The following is a 19,550-nucleotide window of genomic DNA, read 5'->3' as shown; positions in this document are numbered from 1 at the left end:
CCTCAGGAGTTCACCGGGTTCGGCTTGTTCGGATCGATGCCGTACTTGTTCATGGCATCCGCGACGACCTTGCGGTCGACTTCGCCACGCTCGGCCAACGCGCGCAGCGCGGCTACGGTGACGTAGTAGCGGTCCACCTCGAAGAAACGCCGCAGTGCCTCACGCGTGTCCGAACGGCCGTAACCATCGGTGCCCAGCACATGAAAATCGCTGGGCACCCAGGCGCGGATCTGGTCGGCATAGAGCCGCATGTAATCGGTCGAGGCGATCACCGGGCCTTCGCGGCCTTCGAGCTGCTGCATGACCCAGGGCTTTTCGCGCTCGTCGTCCGCCGACAGGAACTGGTAGCGATCGTAGTCGAGGGCTTCGCGACGCAGCTCGTTGAAGCTGGTCACGCTCCACACGTCGGCGACGACGCCATGCTCGTCGGCCAGCATCTCGGCAGCGGCCTCGACCTCGCGCAGGATGGTACCGCTGCCCAGCAGCTGCACACGCGGCGCTTTCTTCTTGCCCGCATCGCCTTCGTGCAGCAGATACATGCCGCGCACGATGCCCTCCTCGCAGCCTTCCGGCATCTCGGGGTGCGAGTAGTTCTCGTTCATCACCGTCAGATAGTAGAAGCAGTTCTCACGGTCCTGGAACATTCGCTTCATGCCGTCCTGCAGGATCACCGCGACCTCGTGACCGTAGCAGGGGTCGTAGGAACGGCAGGTCGGCACGGTCGACATCAGGATGTGGCTATGGCCGTCCTGGTGCTGCAGGCCTTCACCGTTGATGGTGGTGCGCCCGGCGGTACCGCCGATCATGAAGCCGCGCGCCTGCAGGTCGCCGGCGGCCCAGACCAGGTCGCCGATGCGCTGATAGCCGAACATCGAGTAGTAGATGAAGAACGGGATCAGCGTCAGGTCATGGTTGGCGTAGGCGGTCGCCGCGGCCAGCCAGGCGGACATCGAACCGGCCTCGGTGATGCCCTCCTCGAGGATCTGGCCCTTCTTGTCCTCGCGGTAGTACATGATCTGGCCGGCATCGACCGGATCGTACTTCTGCCCGCCCGAGGCGTAGATGCCCAACTGGCGGAACATGCCCTCCATGCCGAAGGTGCGCGCCTCGTCGGGGATGATCGGCACCACCCGCGAGCCCAGCTGCTTGTGCTTGACCAGCCCGTTGAGCACCCGCACGAACGACATGGTGGTCGAGACTTCGCGATCGCCCGAGCCCTTGGTCTGGGTGGCGAACATCTTGTCGTCCAGCCCCGGGATCTCGAGGGCCTCGTAATCGGTGCGCCGCTTGGGCAGGAAGCCGCCGAGCTTCTCGCGCTGGAGATGCAGGTACTTCATCTCCGGACTGTCGTCCTCGGGCTTGTAGTAGGGGATTTCGCCGTTCTCGAGCTGCTTGTCGGAGACAGGGATACCGAAGCGATCACGGAACGCCTTGAGGGCGTCGTCTTCCATCGACTTGATCTGGTGGGCTTCCATGTCGGCCTCGCCGCTGCCGCCGCCCATGCCGTAGCCCTTGACGGTGTGCGCAAGAATCACCGTGGGGCGATCGCCGGCGTTGTTGACCGCCTCATGGTAGGCCGCGTAGACCTTCTGCGGATCGTGGCCACCGCGATTGAGGCGGAAGATGTCCTCGTCGGAGTAGTCCTCGACCAGCTTGCGGGTTTCTTCGTACTTGCCGAAGAAGTGCTCGCGGGTGTAGGCGCCGCCGTTGGCCTTGTAGTTCTGGTATTCGCCGTCGACCGCCTCGTCCATGCGCTTTTGCAGCATGTCGTGCTTGTCGCGCTCGAGCAGCGGGTCCCACAGACCGCCCCAGACCACCTTGATGACATTCCAGCCGGCACCGCGGAACACGCCCTCGAGCTCGTCCATGATCCGCGAGTTGCCGCGTACCGGGCCGTCGAGACGCTGCAGGTTGCAGTTGATCACGAAGATCAGGTTGCCCAGCTGCTCGCGGCTCGCCAGGTGCAGCGCACCCAGCGATTCCGGCTCGTCGCACTCGCCGTCGCCGAGGAACGCCCAGACCTTGCGATCGCGCATGTCGGTCAGCTCCCGCGAGTCCATGTACTTCATGACGTGCGCTTGGTAGATCGCCTGGATCGGCCCCAGCCCCATGGAAACGGTGGGGAACTGCCAGTAGTCGGGCATCAGGTAGGGGTGCGGGTAGGAGGGCAGCCCCTCGCCGTCGGCCTCCTGACGAAAACCGTCCATCTGCTCTTCGGTGAGCCGGCCCTCGAGGAAGGAACGCGCATAGATACCCGGCGTCACATGACCCTGGATGTAGATGAGATCGCCCTTGTGCTCGCCGTCGTCGGCACGGAAGAAGTGATTGAAACCGACTTCGTAGAGCGTTGCGCAGGATTGATAGCTGGCAAGGTGGCCGCCCAATCCCTTGTGCTTCTTGTTGGCACGCAGAACCTGGGCCATGGCGTTCCAGCGAATTGCCGAACGCAGCTTGCGCTCGATGAACATGTCGCCGGGGATCTTCGCCTCGCGATGAACCGGAATGGTATTGCGATGGGGCGTGGTCACAGAGAACGGCGGGACCCTGCCATCGCGGCGCAGCCGGTCGGCCAGACGACTCAACAGATACTGAGCACGCTCCTCGCCTTCCCGATCGACGACCGATACCAGGGAATCAACCCATTCCGAGGTTTCGGTCGGATCGATATCTTCTCTTGCCTCCAGACTCATAAGACGTGTCTCCGAATGAAGATAAGGTGTCAGTCTGCCTCCACACGACAGGTGGCGACATTGGGCGCTCTTCAGTGCGAGCCGACCTTTCTGGGGGCCGTGTCTCCGTCAAACAGGGTTTGTAATCGCTTTACAAACAGACATGCGATCGTCACAAATACCGGCTCGAAGATACCGCAAACGTCCCTGTCTGCCAATTGGTGAAAGCCTGGAAATATTTTCCATAATTGTATATTGCATAGCAACATTAGCTACTTGCCGATGAGGCTCTACCGCTCGGCCGTTGAGTGTAGCCTAGCTACAAATTCAGCGTTTGGCGGCCAAACGCTGACGAAAATAGGCCCAATCGAAACACGGCCCGGGATCGCTCTTGCGCAACGGGGCGATTCGCGCATGGCCGGTAATGCGCTGCGCGGTCAACTGCGGGTAGTTGTCCAGCAGGCTCGCCACCACCCGGGCCAGTGCCCGGTACTGGGCGTCGCGATAGGGCTGGACGTCGTCGCCTTCGAGCTCGATGCCGATACTGAAGTCGTTGAGCTCGACGCGTTCGCGTTCACCGTCGAACCAGCGCGAGCGCCCGGCATGCCAGGCGCGCCGCTCGAAGGGCACGAACTGCACCAGCTCCCCGTCGCGGCGAATCAACAGGTGGGCCGAGACGCGCAGTCCCTCGAGCGTCCGGAAGTAGCCATGCGCCGCGCCATCGAGGCGATTGGTGAACAACCGCTCGATCGCATCGCTGCCGAACTCGCCCGGCGGCAGGCTGATGGCGTGAATCACCAGCGCCGATATCTCGCCCTGCGGACGCTCGTTGCAGTTGGGCGAGGCGACGCGACGCGCCTCGGCCAACCACCCCCGGGTAATCTGCACGTTTCCTCCCCTGCCGCAAGTGCCCGGCATTCTCTATAATGGGCGCATTGTCGCACACCAACGAGCAGGGAAAGCCATGCACTACTACGAGGCCCTCGCCGAGGAGATCCGCATCAGCGCCGCCCGGCTGCTGGCCGAAGACGTCGGTCCCGGCGATATCACCGCCCAGCTGATTCCCGAGCGTCAGTGGGCATCCGCCCGGGTGATCACCCGAGAAAACGCGGTGCTGTGCGGCGTGGCCTGGGTCGACGAGCTGTTCCGGCGCCTCGACCATCGCGTCGAGCTGATCTGGCACGCCGCCGATGGCGACGCCCTGCAAGCCGACCAGTGCTTCCTCGAGTTGCAGGGGCCCGCGCGCAGCCTGCTGACCGGCGAACGCCCGGCGCTCAATCTGCTGCAGACGCTGTCGGCCACCGCCACCCGCGCCCGCTACTACGCCGATCGCGTCGCCGACACCGGCGTGCGGCTGCTCGATACTCGCAAGACGCTGCCCGGGCTGCGTCTGGCCCAGAAATATGCCGTGACCTGTGGCGGTTGCTACAATCACCGCATCGGCCTCTACGATGCCTTTTTGATCAAGGAAAACCATATCGCCGCCTGCGGCAGCATCGCGGCCGCCGTGCACGAGGCGCGCGACATCGCCCGCGACCTTTCGGTCGAGGTCGAGGTCGAGAACCTCGATGAACTGGCCCAGGCGCTCGAGGCACATGCCGACGTGGTGATGCTCGACAACTTCTCGCTCGACGACCTGCGCGAAGCGGTACGGCTGAACGCCGGCAAGGCGACCCTGGAAGCCTCGGGCAACGTCAGCGAAACCACGCTTGAGTCGATCGCCGCCACCGGTGTCGATTGCATCTCGATCGGCGCACTGACCAAGGACATCAAGGCAATCGATCTGTCGATGCGCATCGATCACGTCGAGACTCGCTGATTGATCTGCAAATCACTCGCCGTGTGTTGTCTCGCCGGGCGCGCGCCTCGCCGGCATAATGAGCCGATGCACGACATCGACTCTGACCCCGGCGACCGATTCACGATGCAGGCCATCGGTCGCATCGCCAGCGATTATCCCGACAAGTTCGGCATCCCCCGCCAGCCCGGCCTGGCCGATGAAGCACGCGCGGTGCTTGAACTGCTGCCGCCCTTCGACGAATCGCTGGCGGTACGCGGTCTCGAAGGCGTCAGTCATCTCTGGCTGACCTTCGTCTTTCACCGCAGCCCCGAGCGCTGGACGCCGCTGGTGCGTCCGCCGCGCCTGGGCGGCAACGCCAGGCTCGGGGTGTTCGCCACTCGCAGCACTCACCGCCCCAATCGCCTGGGGCTGTCACTGGTCGAACTCGAGAAGATCGAGATCGGCAACGGCGTCCGCTTGCATCTGCGCGGCCACGACCTGGTCGACGGCACGCCGGTGCTCGACATCAAGCCCTACCTGCCGTGGGCCGAGTCGCGCCCCGCTGCGGAAGCCGGCTTCGCCCCCGCGCCGCCGCCCCGTCGCCAGGTGACCTTCAGTACCGCCGCCGAGGCCCAGCTGGCCAGCCGCGACGACGGCGACTCGCTACGCCGGCTGATCGAGCAGGTGCTCGCCCAGGACCCGCGCCCGGCCTACCGGGGCGGCCGCGACGCGCGTCGCTACGGCGTGGCGCTGAGAGATGTGGACGTGCGCTTCCGCGCCCACGATGATGGCGCGGGCGGCATCGTAATGGAGGTGATGGAGATCGTGCCGCTGGCCGGCGCCCGGTCGTGACCGTACGCCGGCGTAGGCGTCAATCGAACTCGATACCGATGCGCCGGCCGACTTCCTCGTAGGCCTCGATCACCCCGCCGAGCCCCTGACGAAAACGGTCCTTGTCCATCTTCTCGCGGGTCTTGGCGTCCCACAGCCGGCAGCCGTCGGGCGAGAACTCGTCGCCGAGCACAATCTCGCCGTTGAACATCCCGAACTCGAGCTTGTAGTCGACCAGCAGCAGGCCGCCGTCGAGGAACAGCGGCTTGAGCACGTCGTTGACCTGAAAGGTCAGCGTCTTCATGCGCGCCAGCTGCTCGCGACTCGCCCAGCCGAAGGTCTCGGCCAGCGATTCGTTGATCATCGGGTCGTGCTGGGCGTCGTTCTTGAGGAACAGCTCGAAGGTCGGCGGGGTGAGTTCACGCCCCTCCTCGACCCCCAGGCGCTTCACCAGGCCGCCGCCGGCCAGGTTGCGCACCACGCACTCGACCGGGATCATCTCGAGCTTCTTGACCACGCATTCGGTCTCCGACACCAGGCCGTCGAAGTGGGTCGGAATGCCCGCGGCCTCGAGCTTGCCCATGATGAAGGCGTTGAACTTGTTGTTGACCATGCCCTTGCGGACCAGCGACTCCACGCGCTCGCCGTCGAAGGCACTGGTGTCGTCACGAAAATGCAGGATCAGGCGTTGGGGATCGTCGGTACGGTAGACGGATTTGGCCTTGCCGGCATACAGCACATCACGTTTTTCCATGAGGAATTTCTCTGAAAGCGTCATTGAAGGAGTCGTCGCCCGCCTGAGCATGATCCTGCGCCACGTTCATGCGATGACCTGCCAGTCGACACCGCGGTCCTGGGCGGACACCACCAGCCGCGATTCATCGCCGTCGAGCAGCGCCGCCAGGGCCTCGCGGGCAAGCTCCGGGCGGTTGTTGTGCTCCGAAAGATGCGAGCAGACGATGCGCTGCAGGCGATCCAGACCGATACGCGTGAGCAGCGTGCGCGCCTGAGCGTTGGCCAGATGCCCCCAGTTGCCGCCGACGCGCCGTTTGAGGCGTGGCGGATAGGGCCCGTCGACGAGCATTCGTGGGTCGTGATTGCACTCCAGCAGCAATGCGTCGCAGCGCTGGAAACCGGCGATCACGTGCTCGCTGGGGTGGCCCAGATCGGTGAGTACACCGAGTGTGCGCTGGCGCGCATGAAAGCGAAACTGCACCGGCTCGCGGGCGTCGTGCGGCACGGTTATCGGGTCGATCTCGAGTCCGGCGATGGCGAAGCGTACCTGGGGCACGATCAAGCGATGTTGCGCCACCTCGCCAAGACGCCGCGACAGCAATGTGCCGGCAGTCAGGTAGACCGGCAGGCCGTGGCGCCGCGCCAGCGCGCCGACGCCGCTGATGTGATCGCCGTGCTCATGGGTGACCAGCACCGCGGCCAGTTGACGCGGATGCAGGCCGTAACGCGCCAGACGCTTCTCGGTCTCGCGCAGGCCGAAGCCGCAATCGACCAGCACGTGGGTCTCACCATCGCTGACCAGCGTGGCGTTGCCCTTGCTGCCGCTGCCCAGCGAGGCGAAGCTCAGTGCCCGCTCGCCGGGCAGGCGGGCCGCTTGCGACTCCCGCTCGGCCATCAGCGCAGGGTCGAAGCCAGGGCGTCGAGCACTGCACGGGCCTCGCTGTCACTCAGTCTCTCGCCGTCGGCCGTGGCAACCGTCACCAGGCTCTCGCCGGCGCCCGCCGAGGCGACATGCAAGCGATAACGGCGCGGTTCGGCATCGCCGCCGAACCAGTCGAACCAGCCGCCGTCCTCCTCGCGCGGCGTGTAGTCGACAAGGAAATCGCCGGCGCTGCGATTCTGGTCGACCAGCTTGCGGCCCTCGCCGGTGAAATTGTTGGATAACTGGTATTGCAGCTCCGACCAGGCGCGGTCGATGCCCAGCGCCAATTGCAACTGCCAGCGGTCATCGCGCTTGAGCAGACGGATCCGCTGCTCCTGGGACAGGCTCTGGGCGGCCAGCGAGACGCCGCCGGCCTGCTCGCTGCGGCTGTCGAGATAGTCCTTCAGCGCCGTCAGGCATTGCCCGCCCGCAGCAGCTGGCGGGGTGCAGCGCACTTCGCTGGTCCCGCTACGCAGCCCCTGACGGACCTGGAAATCGGCCTCTTCGGTGGCGATCCGGCCTTGGGATGCATCCAGAGTGGACGCCGTCAGCCCGCGGCTTTCGACAAAACCCTGCAATTGCGGCCATACGCTGCCCGGCGAGGCATTGACCAGCAGCCAGCGGTCGTCGCCCGCCTCGCGCAGTTCGACATAGGGCAGATCCGCTTCGCGGGTGCCAGCCAGCGGCTGCGGGCGCGGCACTTCGAAATCGCCTTCGGCGCTGAAGTCGTTCCTGGCATCCGGCACCGGCATGGCGTTCTGATAGCGGCTGGAACGCCGCGCATCGGGCAGATCCAGCGGCTGGCTCATCTCGGCGGTCTGGTACTCGTCGCTGCGATCGTAATAGTAGCCGTCGCGGCTGCAACCGCTCAGAGCAACGGCGGCGGCCACGATCAGCGGCATCCATGTGAAGACGGGATTCATGCTTCTACCTTCTTGTGGGTGCGGGCCAGGAATGGCCTCAGTCGTCCAGCACACCGGCCAGTTGCAGGGCCTCGCCGACGGTGGAGTGGTATTTCTCGGACAGCCAGGTCAACGGCAGGCGTATCCCGGAATCGGCATAGCCCATGCGATTGAGGCCCCACTTCACCGGAATCGGATTGGCCTCGACGCCCAGCGCGGTATGCAGCGGCATCAACCGTGTATTGAGCTGGTGGGCCAGCTCGGTGTCGCCGGCCAGCGCGGCACGGCACAGCTCGTGCATGGCGTGCGGCGCGACGTTGGCGGTCACCGAGATGTCGCCGTGGCCGCCCATCAGCATAAACTCGCAGGCCGTGGGATCGTCGCCGGAATACAGCGCGAAACCGGTATCGCGCAGCCGCTCGACCAGTTCTTCGGCGCGCTCGAGATTGCCGGTGGCATCCTTGAGACCGACGATGTTGTCGACCTCGGCCAGCCGGAAGACCGTCTCGTTGTACAGATCCGAACAAGTGCGCCCCGGCACGTTGTAGAGGATCACCGGCAGGTCGCCGCCCTCGGCGACCGCCTTGAAGTGCTGGAACAGGCCTTCCTGGGTCGGCTTGTTGTAATAGGGGCACACCGACAGGCAATAATCGGCGCCGACGTCCTTGGCGTAGCGCGCCAGTTCGACGGCCTCGGAGGTCGCGTTGGCACCGGTGCCGGCAATCACCGGGATGCGCCCGCGCACTTCCTCGACCACGGTGCGGATGACGTCGAAGTGTTCGGCGAAGGACATGGTGGTCGGCTCGCCGGTGGTGCCGGCGGCGACGATGGCATCGGTGCCGTTGTCGAGATGGAAGCCCACCAGGCGGCGCAGCGCCTCCCAGTCGATCTCACCGGATGTTTTCATCGGGGTCGCCAGCGCGACGATGCTGCCTGTGATCATCCTGCGATGTTCTCCTGTGAAGCGGCCGAGTCGGTCAAGGACGACCCACCCGCCGATAAACCACGTAATCGGTGCTCGGTCCAGGCACCAAATGGTACTCAGGCGACGAAAGCCTGTACAGATGCTCGCGGCCCGATGATGGCGTTTAGACTTTACAGCGCTGCCGCGCTTGCGTGTAATCGCTGACGTCATTCATTCCAGGAGTCCAGCCATGAGCATCAGCCTCGGTCAGCCGGTCGCGGATTTCACCGCCCAGGCCACCGGCGATACCACCGTGACCCTCTCGCAACTGCGCGGCAGGCAGGTGGTGATCTATTTCTATCCCAAGGACAGCACGCCGGGCTGCACCACCGAAGGTGGCGATTTCCGCGACCGCAAGGCCGCTTTCGAGGCGGCCAACACGCTGATTCTGGGCGTCTCGCGGGACGGCCTGCGCGCCCACGAGAATTTCAAGGCCAAGCAGGACTTCAACTTCGAGTTGATTTCCGACAAGGACGAGGCACTGTGCCGGCAGTTCGACGTCATCAAGCTCAAGAAGCTCTATGGCAAGGAGCATCTGGGCATCGAGCGCAGCACTTTCCTGATCGATGCCGACGGCAACCTGGCCCGCGAATGGCGCAAGGTCAAGGTGCCGGGCCACGTCGCCGAGGTGCTCGATGCGGCCCGCGAGCTGCATGCCCAAGGTAGCGTTCAGTCCTGAAGATCGACCTGGTGCAACCGCTGGTCGCGCTGCGCGACGCTGCGCGGCCAGGCGCGCGCCAGCGCCTTGAGCAGGGTCGCCAGCGGAATCGCGAAGAACACCCCCCAGAAGCCCCAGATGCCGCCGAAGAACAGCACCGCAAGGATGATCGACACCGGATGCAGGTTGACCGCCTCGGAGAACAGCACTGGCACCAGCACGTTGCCATCGAGTGCCTGCAGCACGCCGTAGGCGATGATCACGTAGAAAAACTGATCGCTCAGCCCGAAGTGAAAACCGGACACCGCGGCCACCGGGAGCGTTGCCACCGCCGCGCCGATGTAGGGCACCAGCACCGACAACCCGACCATCAGCCCCAGCAGCGCCGCATAGGGCAGCCCGAAGAGCCAGAAGGTGATGTACGCCGCCCCACCGACAATGGCGATCTCGATCGCCTTGCCGCGGATGTAGTTGGCAATCTGATCGTCCATCTCGTACCAGATGCGCGTCATCAGGGTGCGCTTCTGTGGCAGCAATGAAAGCATGAAGCGGATCAGCGGCTCACGATCCTTGAGCAGGAAGAACACCAGGATCGGCACCAGCACCAGGTAGATGATCAATCCCAGCAGGTTGCCCAGCGAGGCCAGTGAAAAGGTCAGCGCACGCTGGCCGAGCTGGGTCGCCTCGCGGCCGGCGGTGGCGATCCAGTCGTCGATCTGCGCCGGAGTGATCACTGTCGGGTAGCGCGCCTGCATCTCATCGAGCCACCCCCGAACGCTGTCGAACATCCGCGGGCTTTCCTGGACCAGCTCGAGCAACTGATTCCACACCAGCGGCAGCACGATCAGCGCCAGCGCCAGCAGCGCACCGACGAACGCCAGGAACACCAGCAGCACCGACAGCAGTCGTGGCAGGCCGCGGCGTTCGAGCCAGCCGACCACCCCCTGCAACAGGAAAGCCAGTACCAGCGCGGTAAAGAACGGCGCCAGCATCTTGCCCAACCAGAACACCGCGGCGAAGCCCAGCACCAGCACCAGCAACAGCACGACCGCTTCCTCGTCGGAGAAGTAGCGTTCGAACCAGGTCTTGAAGACCGCCTTCATGGTCATGCTCGGGTACCGCCCTTGCGTAGCCAGTAGTGATATTCTGAATCGCGCGTGTCGCGCTCCAGCAGTTCGTGGTCGCTGTGCGCGACGAAGGTCTCGAAGTCACGCCATGACCCGGGATCGCTCGCCACCACATGCAGGATGTCGCCCACCGCCAGGTGCGCCAACGCCTGCTTGGCCTTGAGCAACGGCAGCGGACAGGCCAGGCCACGCGCATCGAGTCGATCAGTGGGTTGCAGGGCCATGCCACCTCCCGGAAGAATGAAAAACCGCCTCGATTTAAAGGCACTTTGCCGGGTGAATCAATGTCAGACATAAACGCTTGAAGACGACGAGGAAGACGAGGAAGACGATGCCGAGTGTCGTGAAGTCAGGGCTGCTGGCAGGACTGCTGGCCTTCACCCCGCTACCGATCGCTCAGGCCGGCGGCGGCGACCCGTTGCCCGCGCTGGGCAGCGGCGGGGGCAGCGTCTCGGGCGGCGAGGAATACCGGCTGGGGCGCGCCTGGCTGCGCCAGTTCCGCGCCCAGACCCAGACCTGGCAGGACCCGATCGCCGACACCTACGCCGAATCGCTGATTGCCCGGCTGCTGCCCTACAGCAATGTCGGCGACCTCGACTGGACGGTCACCCTGGTCGACAGCCGAATGCTCAACGCCTTCGCCGTGCCGGGCGGGGTGATCGGCGTCAACCAAGGCCTGTTCGCCTTCGCCAATACCGAGGACGCCTTTGCCTCGGTGCTCGCCCACGAACTCGGCCATCTGTCGCAGCGCCACTACGCGCGACGCATGGAGCGCGCCGAGGAGACCCAGCTACCGACCATGGCGGCGATGCTCGCCGCCATGGTGCTCGCCGCCGGTGGTGCCGGCAATGCCGGGGTGGCCGCAATGATGGGCTCGCAGGCCGCCTTCATTCAGGACCAGTTGGCTTACTCGCGGCGCTTCGAGCAGGAAGCCGACCGTGTCGGTCTCGAAGCGATGGCCGAGGCCGGCTTCGACCCCGAGGCGATGCCGGCGATGTTCCGTGCCATGCAGCGCCTGACCAGTCTGCAGGGCGGCAACCCGCCGGAATTTCTACTTACTCACCCGGTCACCGAATCGCGTATCAGCGATACCCAGGCGCGTGCCGATCAGTTCCAGGCCTCGCGAGCGGCGTCTCGTGACGCCGACGACCCATCCTACGCAATGATCCGCGCCCGTGCGCTGCTCGGCCTCAACGGCGACAATCCGGCCCAGGCGATGACCGAGCTACGCCAGGACGACCCGCCCCAGGCGGCGATCGACTATCTCGAGGCGCTGATCGCCGCGCAGGGCAACCGCGTCGATGCCGCCCTCGCCCAGCTCGACAGCCTGGCAGAAAAGTGGCCCGACCTGACCCTGATTCCCGCCAGCGCCGCGCAGATCGCCCTCGACGCCAGCCGCTACGACAGTGCCCTGACCCGCAGCGAGCGCATCCTGCGACTGACCCCCGACTATCTGCCGGCGCAGCTGGTGCGCGCCCGTGTGCTGCTGCAGCGTGCCCCTGACGAAGCCTTCGCCGCACTGCGCGAACTGAGCCGCCAGCAGCCGGAGAATCCGCGCGTCTACGACCTGCTCGCCGAGGCCGCCGGACGCAGCGGCCACAAGACCTGGGGGCTGCTGGCCCGCGCCGAGACGTTGCAACTGACCGGGCATGTCGAGCGCGCCATCAAGCAGCTCGATATCGCCGAGGACAACGCCAAGCGCGAGGATGATTTCGGCATGGCCAGCCGCCTGCAGGAACGCCGCAAGGAGTACCTCGGCTATCGCGATGCCCTGCAGCAGTTCTAGCTACGGGGCAGCCGCCTTCGGGGCTAGAGCCCCTCCCACAAAAGTATAGTGGACCCCGAAATCAGGACACTGGTTTAAAATAGGCCAAGGCCGATTTTGAAGGGACCAGAGACCGCTCGATAAAGCAGTGCGTGGGCCCGACCATTGTCATGGCAAGGTTGTTCAGGGCGTATCCAAAAAGCGCTGAGCTACTCTCCTGGGCTCGAACTCATCCAGCCAAGCCATGTCGATGGCAGGCTTGTCGCCGTGCATGGCCTTCAGGATGCCCTCGGCCAGGGCTTGTTCCTCACGGGGTACCAGCGAGGATTCGAGAGGCCCCTTGAGAATCTGGCGGACACCGCCTTGGCAGTCCACCGACAACACCGGCGTAGCGCATGCCAAGGCTTCGAACAGCACGATGCCCATCCCTTCAAAGCGTGAACTCAGCACGAACAGGCGCGCCTGCCTCAGCCAGGGGTAGGGGTTAAGCCGGTGGCCAGCGAGAATGACCCGATCTTCAAGGCCAAGCTCGGCAATCAGCTTTTCGATAGTCGGGCGTTCGGGCCCCTCGCCGATGATGACCAGCTGCTCGGCGATGCCCGCCCGGGCATAAGCCCGGATCAACAATGGATGATCCTTGGCCTTGGTCAGCCGCGCGACGTTGATGATATACGGGCTGTCGGGTATGTCGCCGTCGGGCTCATTCATCATGCGCTGAATGCTGGCGATCGGGCATGGGTTGACGATTGTCTGAAGCGAACGCGGTGAAAAACCCCAGATGCGCTCACCGACTTCCAGCGTCTTGCGTACGCCGTCGGAAACGGCAACAAGATGATTGTCCTGATAGAGGCAGCGCGCAAAAAGGCGTGATTTCAAGTTGCGCTGTTCGGGCCTCACGATGTTCTCGAGCACGAAGCGTAGACGCTCGTCGCGGAAGTTCCACACCATCTCGAAGGTGCCCCGGCCTCGAAAGATCAGGCGGTCGACACGCCCATGCCGCTTCTCGAAACGCCTGAGCCAGAAGCGGAACAAGGGGCCGCCGAGCCAGCCGGTCCAGACGAAGTGTGAGCGACGCAGGAGCGGGTTGAGAAATAGCCGGGATAGCCATTCGATGAGCAGACCAACCACCGTCAACCGGTTCCAGCTCACGATGGGCAGGTGATGAATCTGCACCGTGGCGTTTTCGGGCACCAGTGGAGCCCGATGGCGGCGGAGAGTCAGCAAGTGGCTTTCACAGCCCGCCTCGGCGAAGGCATCGGCAAGGTTGACCGCAACTCGTTCCATGCCTCCCATCTTGAGTGAACGAACGATCACTAGCGTTCTCAACGAGGTGACTCCCTGGCATTGGATAGCGCCCTACCGGGCGCGATTATAGGGGAAGGGAGTTCATTCCCGATGGACCTGGCTACATTAATCGCAAATAAATTCGTTCCCACGAAGACCAAGCCCTGGCAGATGAGAGAAGCTTGCTCTCGACTGCCTTGGCTGGCTGCGTGGCGCCTAGGAGCCCGTCGGACTTGACACTGACCTACTGCGAATCCCGGCCTTTCGGCCAATTTCATCGATCCATTTCGTTAAATAGCGCGCTATTCGCCTCAATCGATCGATAAATTTGACTCGAAACCCGTGCTTCTCGTGACGATCGGCCAAGCCCGACAGACGCCTAGTCCGCGCAAACATGTAGCAATGTTCCCTCAGAGCGCGTCGATACGGGCCAGCAGTTCGAGACGCCGGGCGTCGTCCATGTAGGCCACTTCGATGGCATTGCGCGCCAGTCCCTTGAATACCGCTTCGTCCCAGCCGAACGCCGCGTGGCAGGCCAGATAGTTGTCGAGCACGCCACCGCCGAAGTACGCCGGATCGTCGGAATTGACGGTCAGCTTGAGCCCGGCATCGAGCAATGCCGGCAGCGGATGATCGCTCATCGCCTCGACCACCTTGAGACGCACGTTGGACAGCGGACAGACAGTCAACGGGATCTGCGCCTCGCGCAATCGGGCAACCAGCGCTGGATCCTCGAGGCAGCGCACGCCATGATCGATGCGACCGATGTCAAGGCTGTCCAGCGCTTCACTAATGTAGCTCGCCGGGCCTTCCTCGCCGGCGTGGGCGACCCGCGCCAGGCCCAGATCCCGGGCGCGGGCGAAGACCTCGGCGAACTGGCCAGGCGGATTGCCGCGCTCGGCGCTGTCGAGCCCCACGGCGTCGATCAGCTCGAGGTGGGAATTGGCCTGCTCGAGCACCTGCATGGCCTCCGCCGCCGGCCTATCGCGCAGAAAGCTCATGATCAGCGCGGTGGACAGATCGAACTTGCGGGCAGCGCGGCGCATCGCCCGGCGCAGGCCCTCGATCTGGGTCGCCAGGCTCACTCCGCGCAGCAGATGCGGCTGGGGATCGAAGGACAGCTCGACGTGCACCACGCCCTCGGCATGGGCACGGCGGAGATAGGCCATCGCCAGGTCGTCGAAGTCATCGACCGTGCGCAATACCGCCATGCCCTGATAGTAAAGATCGAGAAACGCTTGAAGATCGTCGAAGGCGTAGGCGGCCCGGACCGCCTCGACCGAGTCGTAGGCCAGCGACACGCCATTGCGCGCGGCCAGCTCGAACATCAGCTCGGGCTCCAGCGAGCCCTCGATATGCAGGTGCAACTCGGCCTTGGGCAGGGATTTCAACCAATCGCGCATAGCGAACTCCCGAAAACGGTGTCCGCTTATCTTGCCCGAGTTGACCGTCTGCGCAAAGTCATTCGCTGGCTCGTCCGGCGACCAGTTCGATGGCCCGGGTGACGCCCGGCAGGCCGTCGGCGGCGTGGGCCAGAAACACCACGCTGCGGCCCGCGAGCCAGCGGTCCAGGCGCCCGGCGATGCGCGCTGCCGTCGCCGCGTCGAGGCCGCTGAAGGGTTCGTCGAGAACCACCAGCTCGGGGGCCTTGAGCAGTACCCGCGCCAGCGCGATGCGCCGTGCCTGACCACCCGAGACCTGGCGACCGGATTCGCCGACCCAGGTGTCCAGCCCCTCGGGCAAGTCCCGCGCCCAATCGGCCAGGTCGACGACGTCGAGCACGCGCCAAAGCGCCGCCTCGTTCGCGTCGGGATCGGCCAGGCGCAGGTTGTCCGCCAGGCTGGCCTGGAACAGCTCGCTGTGCTGGGTCAGGTAACCCACCCGGGCGCGCAGCGCGCTCAGCGGCATGTCGCGCAGGTCGATGCCGTTGTAGGTCACCGCCCCCGCCGTCGGGTCGAGCTGGCGAACCAGCAACTGACCGAGCGTCGACTTGCCGGCCCCCGACGCACCCAGCACCGCCAGCCGCTCGCCGGGCTCGAGGCGCAGCGTCAACGCATCCAGCGCCGAGACGAGTGCGCCGGGATAGCGCACGCTAACCGCGTCAAGCACGACGGTCGGCGTGCCGGCCGGCGCGTCGATCGGTGTTGCGGGTTCACGCAGCGTACCCTGCCGGCTCGCCAGCTCGTTGAGCCGACGTGCCGCGGCGCGGGTCGCACCCAGTTGGGTGAACGCCTGGGGCAGGCCGCCCACCGCCTCGTTGAGCGCCAATATGGCCAGCGGCATCATCACCATCACCGCGCCGCTGATGCGTCCGTCAGCCTGGCCATGCGCCGCCAGCCACAGCGCCAGCACCACGCACAGGCCGACCACCAGATTGGCCAGCGCGCTGCCCAGCGCCTGACGACCGGCAAGGCGACGCTGGTCGGCGTAAAGCGCCGCCTGCTCCTCGAGCAGCGCCTGGCGATGGCTGGCCAGCGTGCCGTAGCAGCGCAGCTCGGAAAGCCCCTGGAGCTGCTCGATCACCCGACCGCGCAGCCGGTCCTGGCTGGCCACCCGACGCCTCGCCGGGGCCATGCCGAGCCACGCCTGGCCGAACACCAGCCACAGCCACAGCGCCCCCAGCGGGGCGACCACCGCCAGCGCGATGCCCGGCACGAAAAGGCCCAGCAGCGTCCCGACCCCGCCGATCGCCAGCGCCGCCACCAGCGGCGGCGCCAGCAGACGCAGATAAAGCCCATCGAGGGTATCGATGTCGGCGGTCAGCCGGTTGAGCCATTCCGAGGCACGCAGTTGCGACAGCGTCCTTCCGTCGAGGCGGGTGAGCACCGAGAACATGCCGGCGCGCAGCTCGGCCAGCACCCGCAGTACGCTGTCGTGGTTGTAGAGCCGTTCGCAGTAGCGCGCCACCGTGCGGGTCACGGCGAACAGACGAATGCCCGCGCCCGGCACGTAGACGTCCAGCGTCGCCGCCGCGCCGGCGGCGAGCAACACCCCGGTGACCGCCGTGGCGGTGATGAACCAGCCCGACAGCGCCAGCAGGCCGATCCCCGCAGCGACGGTCAGCGCCATCAGCAGTGCCCCGGCACCCAATCGCCAGCGCCGCCGACCCAGGCGCCGCAACCAGGGGGCGAAATCGTCGCGCAGTGACGGCTCAGGCCGAGGCGTCATGGCCGATCTCCTGTCGCCGGGCCTGGTGGCTCAATTCGATGCGCCGACCGGCCATGCTCATCAACGCCTGCTGGTGGGTCGCGACGACGACCGTGGCGCCGCTCGCCATCAACTCGCGCAGGCCGTCGACGACCCCCCCCTGGGTCTCGCTGTCAAGGCTCGCCGTGGGCTCGTCGAGCAGTACCAGCGATGCCCGCGCGAGAAAGACCCGGGCCAGTGCCAGGCGCTGGGCCTGGCCGCCGGAAAAACCGTAGCCGCGCTCGCCGAGCGGCGTCGCCAGGCCCTCCGGCAACCCACCGACCAGCTCGCCCAGCCCGGCCCGCCGGAGGGCCGCCCACAGTTCGGCGTCGCTGGCCCGCGGCGCGGCGAGACGCAGATTGTCAGCCAGCGTGCCCTGAATGAGCCATGGGCGCTGGTCCATCCAGGCGATACGCCCGCTAGCGCCGATCGTCAGCGTGCCGCTGTCGGCCTCGATGAAGCCGGCCAGCAACTGCAGCAGGCTCGACTTGCCGCTGCCCGACGGCCCGATCAGCGCCACGCACTCGCCGGCGGCGATCTCGAGATCGAGCGGCCCCAGCACCCGGCCGCGCCCGGGATGGGCGATTGTCACCCCGCGCAAGGCGATAGACGCGCCATGGCCATCCGCGGCGTAGCCAATGCCAACGTGGTCATTCCCAACGTGGCCAGGTTCGGCGCGCGACGCGCCTGCCCGGTGGCCCTGGGGTAGCGGCTCCTTGAGCAGCGCGAGCAGGCCGTCGGCAGCCCCCAGCGCGGCGGCGCGGTCATGATAATGCTGCGACAGCGTACGCAGCGGCTGGAAGAATTCCGGCGCCAGCAGCAGCACGAACAGACCGCTGAACAGGGTCAGCGCATCGGCAGGACCGTAAGCAATGTAGCCGAGCAGGCCGAAGCCGATGTAGATCGCCACCATGGCGATCGCCACCGAGGCGAAGAATTCGAGCACCGCCGATGACAGGAACGCCAGGCGCAGCGTGCGCAGGCTGCGCCGGCGATAGTCGTCGGCGGCGGCATGCACTTCGTTGATGCTGTCGGCGGTACGGTTGAACAGTTGCAGCGTGGTCACCCCGCGCACCCGGTCGAGAAAGTGCCCCGCCAGCCGGGTCACGGCGACGAACTGCTCGCGATTGAGGCGTTCGGCGCCCATCCCCACCAGCGCCATGAACAGCGGAATCAATGGCGCCGCCAGCAGCAGCAGCGCCGCCGCCAGCCAGTCGAGCGAGGCCACCACCGCCAGGATCACCAGCGGCAGGACCGTCGTCAGGCGCATCTGCGGCAGAAAGCGCGCGAAGTAACCGTCCAGCGCCTCGACCTGCTCGACCAGCTGCTGGCCGAGCCCCGCCGAATGACGATCGCCGAGGCGCACCGGGCCCAACGCAGCGAGATGCTCGAGCAGTTCGCCGCGCACCCGGGCGCGGATCCTCAGGCTGGCCTCGGCGCTGGCGCGCTCCTGGACCCATTGCGCCACGGCGCGCAATACCAGCACGCCGATCAGCCCGAAGAACGCCCACCCCAACGCCGCGGGCGCGCTGGCATGAGTCACCAACTGGTCGACCAGCCAGGCCAGCAAGCCCATCTGCACGATCGTGCACAGGCCGGCCAGAATGCCGGCGGCGCCCGCCAGGCCCAGCCAGCCGCGGACGCTGCCCGACAGCTCGCGAAGCCAGCGGCGATTGGTGAGCTGCGGATCTAGCATGCCGTGTCGTTCAGCCGACCGCTCAATGGTAACCCTCGCCAGGACGCACCTTGCCGCGGAACACCCAATAGGACCAGGCGGTATAGCCGAGGATGATCGGGATCACGAACAACACCCCGACCAGCAGAAACAGCTGCGATTCGGGTGCCGAAGCGGCGTCCCAGAGGGTGTAGTCCGGCGGCACCACGTACGGCCAGCGGCTCACCAGCAGGCCCAGGTAAGTGAAGATGAACAGCCCCATGGTGGCGACGAACGGCAGGATATCGCGCTCGCGCTTGGCGCCCCACCAGATCAGCGCCGCACAGCCCAGCGCCAGCGCCGGCAGCAGCCAGATGACCTGTAGATGATCAAACCAGCGGGTCCAGACATCGGCATTGATGAAGGGCGTCCACAGACTGACCACCACGAACACCGCAAGCACCGCGAGCAGCAGCTTGACCACCAGACCGCGCGCCCAGCGCTGGATGTAACCCTCGGTCTTCATTGCCACCCAGGTCGCGCCGAGCAACGCGAAACCGGCCAGCATGCCCAGGCCGGTGAGTACCGAGAACGGCGTCAACCAGTCGAAGGCGCCACCGGTGTAGATCCGGTCCTGGGTCTCGAAGCCCTGAATGTAGGCGCCGACCACCGCCCCCTGGGCGAAGGTGGCGACCGCCGAGCCCCCGGCGAAGGCGACGTTCCACCATTTCTTGGAACTGCGCGCCTTGAAGCGGAATTCGAAGGCGATGCCACGGAAGATCAGCCCCGCCAGCATCAGGAACACCCCGAGATAGAGCGCCGGCAACAGGATCGTGTAAACCAGCGGAAAGGCGCCGATCAACCCGGCTCCGCCGAGCACCAGCCAGGTCTCGTTGCCATCCCAGATCGGCGCCACCGAGTTCATCATCACGTCGCGCGCCTCTTCATCCGGGGCGAACGGAAAGAGCAGGCCCACACCCAGGTCGAAGCCGTCCATCAGCACGTACATGATGACGCCAAAGGCGATGATCGCGGCCCAGATCAGCGAAAGATCGATAGTTCCCAGCATGGTT

At 65.6% G+C, this 19,550-nt stretch carries 17 protein-coding genes; 4 read left to right on the top strand and 13 right to left on the bottom strand.

Features of this window, described 5'->3' with window-relative positions:
- Positions 1-2 precede the first annotated feature (2 nt).
- Together aceE and ampD are read right to left on the bottom strand one after the other, a co-directional pair.
- Entirely contained in the window at positions 3-2,690 is a 2,688-nt protein-coding gene (aceE, locus tag K7I12_RS08465) for a pyruvate dehydrogenase (acetyl-transferring), homodimeric type (RefSeq protein WP_231663878.1), read from the bottom strand.
- A gap of 306 nt (positions 2,691-2,996) precedes the next feature.
- Positions 2,997-3,557: a 1,6-anhydro-N-acetylmuramyl-L-alanine amidase AmpD gene (gene ampD / locus K7I12_RS08460; RefSeq protein WP_031383241.1), complete on the bottom strand. Its 561-nt coding sequence runs from the start codon at positions 3,555-3,557 to the stop codon at positions 2,997-2,999.
- Positions 3,558-3,633: 76 nt separating this feature from the next.
- On the opposite strand from ampD, the gene nadC reads away from it, so the two are divergent.
- The gene (gene nadC, locus K7I12_RS08455) at positions 3,634-4,488 is read left to right on the top strand and encodes a carboxylating nicotinate-nucleotide diphosphorylase (protein ID WP_031383240.1); all 855 of its coding nucleotides are present in this window, start codon (positions 3,634-3,636) and stop codon (positions 4,486-4,488) included.
- Positions 4,489-4,554: 66 nt separating this feature from the next.
- Positions 4,555-5,301, top strand: coding sequence for a tRNA (N6-threonylcarbamoyladenosine(37)-N6)-methyltransferase TrmO (gene tsaA, locus K7I12_RS08450; RefSeq protein WP_031383239.1), 747 nt, complete (start codon positions 4,555-4,557; stop codon positions 5,299-5,301).
- A 19-nt stretch (positions 5,302-5,320) separates the two neighbouring features.
- Here the strand turns inward: tsaA and purC are convergent, their stop codons facing one another.
- The 4 genes from purC to dapA form a co-directional block, all read right to left on the bottom strand.
- Positions 5,321-6,034, bottom strand: a complete 714-nt coding sequence (gene purC / locus K7I12_RS08445) for a phosphoribosylaminoimidazolesuccinocarboxamide synthase (protein ID WP_231663877.1) — start codon at positions 6,032-6,034, stop codon at positions 5,321-5,323.
- Positions 6,035-6,100: 66 nt separating this feature from the next.
- Positions 6,101-6,910, bottom strand: a complete 810-nt coding sequence (locus K7I12_RS08440) for an MBL fold metallo-hydrolase (RefSeq protein ID WP_231663876.1) — start codon at positions 6,908-6,910, stop codon at positions 6,101-6,103.
- Positions 6,910-7,860: an outer membrane protein assembly factor BamC gene (locus tag K7I12_RS08435; RefSeq protein WP_231663875.1), complete on the bottom strand. Its 951-nt coding sequence runs from the start codon at positions 7,858-7,860 to the stop codon at positions 6,910-6,912. Before K7I12_RS08435 ends, K7I12_RS08440 begins: the two co-directional genes overlap by 1 nt.
- A gap of 37 nt (positions 7,861-7,897) precedes the next feature.
- A complete protein-coding gene (dapA, locus tag K7I12_RS08430; protein WP_031383235.1) occupies positions 7,898-8,782 on the bottom strand; it encodes a 4-hydroxy-tetrahydrodipicolinate synthase in 885 nt (294 codons plus the stop codon).
- A gap of 211 nt (positions 8,783-8,993) precedes the next feature.
- Between dapA and K7I12_RS08425 the strand changes: the two genes are divergently transcribed.
- On the top strand, positions 8,994-9,482 hold the full coding sequence (locus tag K7I12_RS08425; RefSeq protein ID WP_031383234.1) for a peroxiredoxin: 489 nt from the start codon (positions 8,994-8,996) through the stop codon (positions 9,480-9,482).
- Here the strand turns inward: K7I12_RS08425 and K7I12_RS08420 are convergent.
- Together K7I12_RS08420 and K7I12_RS08415 are read right to left on the bottom strand one after the other, a co-directional pair.
- The gene (locus tag K7I12_RS08420) at positions 9,473-10,570 is read right to left on the bottom strand and encodes an AI-2E family transporter (RefSeq protein WP_231663874.1); all 1,098 of its coding nucleotides are present in this window, start codon (positions 10,568-10,570) and stop codon (positions 9,473-9,475) included. The two genes, K7I12_RS08425 and K7I12_RS08420, sit on opposite strands and share 10 nt — an antisense overlap.
- Positions 10,567-10,812: a sulfurtransferase TusA family protein gene (locus K7I12_RS08415; RefSeq protein WP_231663873.1), complete on the bottom strand. Its 246-nt coding sequence runs from the start codon at positions 10,810-10,812 to the stop codon at positions 10,567-10,569. Before K7I12_RS08415 ends, K7I12_RS08420 begins: the two co-directional genes overlap by 4 nt.
- Positions 10,813-10,919: 107 nt before the next feature.
- Here K7I12_RS08415 and K7I12_RS08410 point away from each other — a divergent pair, with 107 nt between their 5' ends.
- Positions 10,920-12,374: a M48 family metalloprotease gene (locus K7I12_RS08410; protein ID WP_231663872.1), complete on the top strand. Its 1,455-nt coding sequence runs from the start codon at positions 10,920-10,922 to the stop codon at positions 12,372-12,374.
- 162 nt (positions 12,375-12,536) lie between these two features.
- Here K7I12_RS08410 and K7I12_RS08405 read toward each other — a convergent pair whose 3' ends face one another.
- From K7I12_RS08405 to cydB, 5 genes are all read right to left on the bottom strand, one after another.
- Positions 12,537-13,637, bottom strand: coding sequence for a glycosyltransferase (locus K7I12_RS08405; protein ID WP_231663871.1), 1,101 nt, complete (start codon positions 13,635-13,637; stop codon positions 12,537-12,539).
- A 410-nt stretch (positions 13,638-14,047) separates the two neighbouring features.
- Positions 14,048-15,040, bottom strand: a complete 993-nt coding sequence (locus K7I12_RS08400; RefSeq protein WP_231663869.1) for an adenosine deaminase — start codon at positions 15,038-15,040, stop codon at positions 14,048-14,050.
- A 58-nt stretch (positions 15,041-15,098) separates the two neighbouring features.
- Entirely contained in the window at positions 15,099-16,805 is a 1,707-nt protein-coding gene (gene cydC / locus K7I12_RS08395) for a thiol reductant ABC exporter subunit CydC (RefSeq protein WP_231663868.1), read from the bottom strand.
- Complete coding sequence (cydD, locus tag K7I12_RS08390) at positions 16,789-18,519, bottom strand: thiol reductant ABC exporter subunit CydD (protein ID WP_031383227.1); 1,731 nt, start codon at positions 18,517-18,519, stop codon at positions 16,789-16,791. The genes cydC and cydD overlap by 17 nt, the downstream gene beginning before the upstream one ends.
- Positions 18,520-18,541: 22 nt before the next feature.
- Positions 18,542-19,546 carry a cytochrome d ubiquinol oxidase subunit II gene (gene cydB, locus K7I12_RS08385; RefSeq protein ID WP_031383226.1) on the bottom strand — a complete coding sequence of 335 codons (1,005 nt, stop codon included), beginning with the start codon at positions 19,544-19,546 and terminating at the stop codon, positions 18,542-18,544.
- Between the last annotated feature and the right edge of the window lie 4 nt (positions 19,547-19,550).

The sequence above is a fragment of the Halomonas sp. IOP_31 genome (genome assembly GCF_021151495.1).
GTDB classification, from domain to species: Bacteria; Pseudomonadota; Gammaproteobacteria; order Pseudomonadales; family Halomonadaceae; genus Modicisalibacter; species Modicisalibacter zincidurans.
Note: the sequence above shows the minus strand (reverse complement) of the source record. Positions and strands in the feature narration are given on the sequence as shown.

Bases quoted from the DNA above. Each gene is read 5' to 3' on its own strand.
- aceE (WP_231663878.1), bottom strand. From the start codon at position 2,690: ATGAGTCTGGAGGCAAGAGAAGATATCGATCCGACCGAAACCTCGGAA.
- nadC (WP_031383240.1), top strand. From the start codon at position 3,634: ATGCACTACTACGAGGCCCTCGCCGAGGAGATCCGCATCAGCGCCGCC.
- tsaA (WP_031383239.1), top strand. From the start codon at position 4,555: ATGCACGACATCGACTCTGACCCCGGCGACCGATTCACGATGCAGGCC.
- purC (WP_231663877.1), bottom strand. From the start codon at position 6,034: ATGGAAAAACGTGATGTGCTGTATGCCGGCAAGGCCAAATCCGTCTAC.
- K7I12_RS08440 (WP_231663876.1), bottom strand. From the start codon at position 6,910: ATGGCCGAGCGGGAGTCGCAAGCGGCCCGCCTGCCCGGCGAGCGGGCA.
- K7I12_RS08435 (WP_231663875.1), bottom strand. From the start codon at position 7,860: ATGAATCCCGTCTTCACATGGATGCCGCTGATCGTGGCCGCCGCCGTT.
- dapA (WP_031383235.1), bottom strand. From the start codon at position 8,782: ATGATCACAGGCAGCATCGTCGCGCTGGCGACCCCGATGAAAACATCC.
- K7I12_RS08425 (WP_031383234.1), top strand. From the start codon at position 8,994: ATGAGCATCAGCCTCGGTCAGCCGGTCGCGGATTTCACCGCCCAGGCC.
- K7I12_RS08420 (WP_231663874.1), bottom strand. From the start codon at position 10,570: ATGACCATGAAGGCGGTCTTCAAGACCTGGTTCGAACGCTACTTCTCC.
- K7I12_RS08415 (WP_231663873.1), bottom strand. From the start codon at position 10,812: ATGGCCCTGCAACCCACTGATCGACTCGATGCGCGTGGCCTGGCCTGT.
- K7I12_RS08410 (WP_231663872.1), top strand. From the start codon at position 10,920: ATGCCGAGTGTCGTGAAGTCAGGGCTGCTGGCAGGACTGCTGGCCTTC.
- K7I12_RS08405 (WP_231663871.1), bottom strand. From the start codon at position 13,637: ATGGAACGAGTTGCGGTCAACCTTGCCGATGCCTTCGCCGAGGCGGGC.
- K7I12_RS08400 (WP_231663869.1), bottom strand. From the start codon at position 15,040: ATGCGCGATTGGTTGAAATCCCTGCCCAAGGCCGAGTTGCACCTGCAT.
- cydC (WP_231663868.1), bottom strand. From the start codon at position 16,805: ATGACGCCTCGGCCTGAGCCGTCACTGCGCGACGATTTCGCCCCCTGG.
- cydD (WP_031383227.1), bottom strand. From the start codon at position 18,519: ATGCTAGATCCGCAGCTCACCAATCGCCGCTGGCTTCGCGAGCTGTCG.
- cydB (WP_031383226.1), bottom strand. From the start codon at position 19,546: ATGCTGGGAACTATCGATCTTTCGCTGATCTGGGCCGCGATCATCGCC.